This window comes from Microcystis sp. M49636_WE2, assembly GCF_030065375.1.
In the GTDB taxonomy this organism is placed as follows: domain Bacteria; phylum Cyanobacteriota; class Cyanobacteriia; order Cyanobacteriales; family Microcystaceae; genus Microcystis; species Microcystis aeruginosa_C.
Window position 1 is genome coordinate 1 of the sequence record NZ_JASJFG010000972.1, and the last position, 3,844, is coordinate 3,844.

Annotated in this window: 3 protein-coding genes; 2 read left to right on the forward strand and 1 reads right to left on the reverse strand. The window is 43.0% G+C overall.

What is annotated here, in order from left to right:
• Nucleotides 1–55: 55 nt before the first annotated feature.
• Both PX484_RS22390 and PX484_RS22395 read left to right on the forward strand, forming a co-directional pair.
• A complete protein-coding gene (locus PX484_RS22390) occupies nucleotides 56–781 on the forward strand; it encodes a 2-phosphosulfolactate phosphatase family protein (protein WP_002751646.1) in 726 nt (241 codons plus the stop codon).
• A 298-nt stretch (nucleotides 782–1,079) separates the two neighbouring features.
• Nucleotides 1,080–2,327 (forward strand): bifunctional folylpolyglutamate synthase/dihydrofolate synthase, encoded by a 1,248-nt coding sequence (locus tag PX484_RS22395; protein WP_287765067.1) that lies wholly within the window; start codon nucleotides 1,080–1,082, stop codon nucleotides 2,325–2,327.
• Here the strand turns inward: PX484_RS22395 and PX484_RS22400 are convergent.
• On the reverse strand, nucleotides 2,301–3,844 hold a 1,544-nt coding region (locus PX484_RS22400), incomplete at its 5' end, for a DUF3352 domain-containing protein (protein ID WP_288105558.1). The genes PX484_RS22395 and PX484_RS22400 overlap by 27 nt on opposite strands.

Here is a 3,844-nt window from a genome sequence, read left to right on the forward strand (position 1 = left end):
CGAGCGGCGGTATGTTGAGCTTATTTCCCCTTTTACTTTTTACTTGGTATAAATCGTGCAGGTTTTCATTTATCATACTCCCGAACTTACCCCCGTCCATACTCTACCCGATTGCGCCGTCGTTATCGATGTTTTAAGAGCGACAACCACGATCGCCACTGCCCTCAATGCCGGTGCAGAAGCAGTGCAAACCTTCAGCGATCTGAAAACCCTGATGCAGGTGAGCGATACCTGGCAACCAGAAAAACGTCTCCGGGCAGGAGAAAGAGGCGGAGCGAAAGTGGAAGGCTGCGATCTGGGCAATTCTCCCCTCGATTGTACCCCTGATTTAATGAAAGGTCGTCGTCTGTTTATCAGCACCACTAACGGCACTCGCGCTCTGCAAAGGGTGGAAGAATCCCCAATCGTGATCACTGCGGCCATGATCAATCGGCAAGCTGCGGTTAATTACTTATTGGATAAGCAGCCCGATACCGTCTGGATTGTTGGCTCTGGTTGGGAAGGGGGTTATTCTCTGGAAGATACGGCCTGTGCTGGAGCGATCGCCGATGCGCTACAAGAACAATCGGGGCAAATGGCGATCGGTAATGATGAGGTGATCGCCTCGATCGCTCTTTATCGTCAATGGCAAAATGATCTTTTAGGAATGTTCCACAGTTGTAGTCACGGTCAGCGCCTCTTGCGTCTCCACTGTCAAGAAGATTTAAAATACTGCGCTAATATTGACTCTCTTGATGTTTTACCGATCCAAAAAGAACCGAGCATTTTAGTCAAACTTTAGACATTACCCCCCCAGAGAAAGGGTCATCAGTGCCGGTAGGAGTATCGATCCTAGCCGGATTCCTTTATTTAGGGTCTGCTGAATAAATCTAAAAACCTTGTTGGATAAAACTTTTAGACCTTTTTGAAATCCAAAAGTGCCTCGTCTGGGAGTGATCAGGGGGAAAATCCCTGGACTTTTTCCCTGAAAATTAGGTAATTGAGCAGATGAAAATCGGTAAAACCCCACACCCCACACCCCACACCCTACCCCCACCGAAAAACTTTTTGCCGCAAACCCTATTTATAGTTTGCCAACCATGACTATCGATTCTTTACTGCAACCTTTTCAGCGTTTTGGTGTCAATCTCGGTTTAGAAAGAATAAAAAATCTGCTGGAGATTTTAGGCAATCCCCAAGATAAAATTCCGATTATTCATGTCACGGGAACTAATGGCAAAGGTTCGGTTTGTGCCTATCTATCCTCCATTCTCAGCACTGCCGGTTACAAAGTCGGACGTTATATTTCTCCCCATTTAATTGATTGGACAGAAAGAATCTCTATTAATGGCGAAAATATTGAAACCGCAACTTTAGAAAACCTGCTTAAAGATATACAATCGCTTATCGATCCCCAGCAGGAAAGTCCTACTCAATTTGAGGTAATTACTGCCGCTGCTTGGCTGTATTTTACCCGGGAAAAGGTGGATATTGCCGTGATGGAAGTGGGTTTAGGAGGAAGATTAGATGCGACTAATGTTTGCGCTCAACCTTTGGTTACTGTCATCACTTCTATCAGTCGGGAACATTGGCAAAATTTAGGGCCGACGGTTGCCGATATTGCCGGGGAGAAAGCGGGGATATTAAAAGCGAATTGTCCCGCAGTTATCGGACAATTACCGGAATCAGCGCAGGGGGTAGTTAGGGAGAGAATCAAGCTGTTAAATTGTCCGACGGTATGGGTAGAAGCTGCCGAAAAAATTGCCGATAATCGTGCTAAATATCAAGGGTTAGAATATCCTTTATCCTTAGCGGGAGATTTTCAATTAACTAATTCAGCTATAGCGATCGCTGTTGTTAATATTTTACGTCACCAAGGTTGGCAAATTAGCGATGAAGTCGTGCAAGAAGGAATGGCAAAAACTCGCTGGTTAGGACGTTTACAAACCGTTAGTTGGTGTCAGCGAGAAATTTTAATAGATGGCGCTCATAATCCCGCTGCTGCTATTGGTTTAAGGCAGTATGTAGATAGTTTAAAGGCTCCAAAAATTATCTGGGTGATGGGTATTTTATCGACTAAAGATCATCGAGAAATATTCCAAGCTTTATTAAGAAAAGGCGATAGTTTATATTTAGTTCCTGTCCCAGATCATAGCAGTGCCAATCCTGAAACCTTAGCGGAATTAGCGGCTTCAATTTGTCCAGAATTATCTCACCTAGAGACTTGTTCCGATGTATTTTTAGGACTAAAAAAAGCAATCCAAGAATCTGCCGATAGTCAGATAATTCTCTGTGGATCGCTTTATCTAGTCGGTTACTTTTTAGGGAGTTTGCTTCAGGGAAAATAAAACATCAATTTTACTGGTGGTTTTATCAGGCATAGTGGCAGTAATTCCGATCCCGCGTACCGATTCTAAAAAGGCCTTTGCTTCTGGGGTTAATTCCCCGGCAGGAAGATTATTAATTCCCCCTGCTTTAGCGATAATTTGCTCCACATCGATGAAAAAATAACCGAGATTATTTTTAGGCAAATTTGCGATCGATGCTTGAAAATTCTCACTTTTGCTAATCGGTTGATTCGGTTGCGGTTGATAGGGAATTCCGACGGTCATTTTTAGGGTATCATTATTAGGCCAAGCATAGGTTAAAATAGCTTGTTCTTCCGCTTTCCATTCAGTCACATCTTGGCCAGAAATTTGACTGTTTTTTATGGTGATAAAGGGAACAGTTTTCACCAATTCATTTAACTTATCGAGGGTAGTTTTTGCCGCTTTATGATCGCCGGTTTGCCAGATCATCATTCCCCCAAAACCTAACCCTCCCACTGCTTGCTGGTTGGGGATAATTCCGAAGGCAAATTCTCGATCCATCCAGTTAAAAACTTCTTTATCCGCGTCAAGGGTTGCCATCTGAAAATTCTCACGGATCTGACGCAGAAAAACTTGTAATTCTGGGTTAGTTTGGGACTGTTTTTCTGCTTCTTCCCATCCCTGTTTAAGATTATTCCCACTCCAGAGTGCGATGGTATCTCCGGGTAAATAATTTAAAACTTGATTTCTGCTAGGGGAAGGTAGGTTAGAAATAGTTTCAGGAGCAAGTTTAGCCACCATTTGTAATTGTAATCCCGTATCGGTGACACCCACTCCTGCGACAATATCTTGAATTTTTGCTAATTCTTGCCGACTTTGGGGGGATAAATTAGCATCTGGTCCCAAGATTTTGGCATAATCATCAATATAAATTGTTGCTAGGGTATTGGGTAGGTTGAGGGATTGGGAAAGCAGTTTTCTCACTTCCGGTTTACTGCTAAAAGATGGCTGTCCTTGATAGGTATCGATCGCCGCTTCTAACACCTTTTTATCGTAGGATATCAACAAAAAATCGCCAGTAACAGCAGTATAAATAGTGGTGTTATCCTGCCAATCTATAGCAGTAATTTTAACACCTTTGTAGTCACTGGTGCTAGTTTTGCGATTAACTTGTTGTCCTAGTTTTTTCTGGAATTCCGACGCTTTAATTTTATCTTTGATGCCGATAACCGTTAATAATTCCGATTGTCCGGGGGTAGCTGCGGGAAGGAAAGCAAAGCTAATACTACCGATCCAAGGTTCGATATCCCGTTGATAATCAATCTTATCGGTGAAGATATTTTTTTGTAATTCTTCTAGTCCTTGACTAACCGCAGTTCGCGATTCTGGTGTACCATATTTAGCTAACACTGACCAAGCTTTTGCATCCGTGGAGACAAAACTACTAGCAAAGGCAGTTTCTGGGATAACTTTTGCCGATTCTAAGGGGGTGAATCTTTGCCAAGGAAGTTGTCCTCGTAGATAAAGATAGACACCTCCTGCGGTTACTGCTGTTA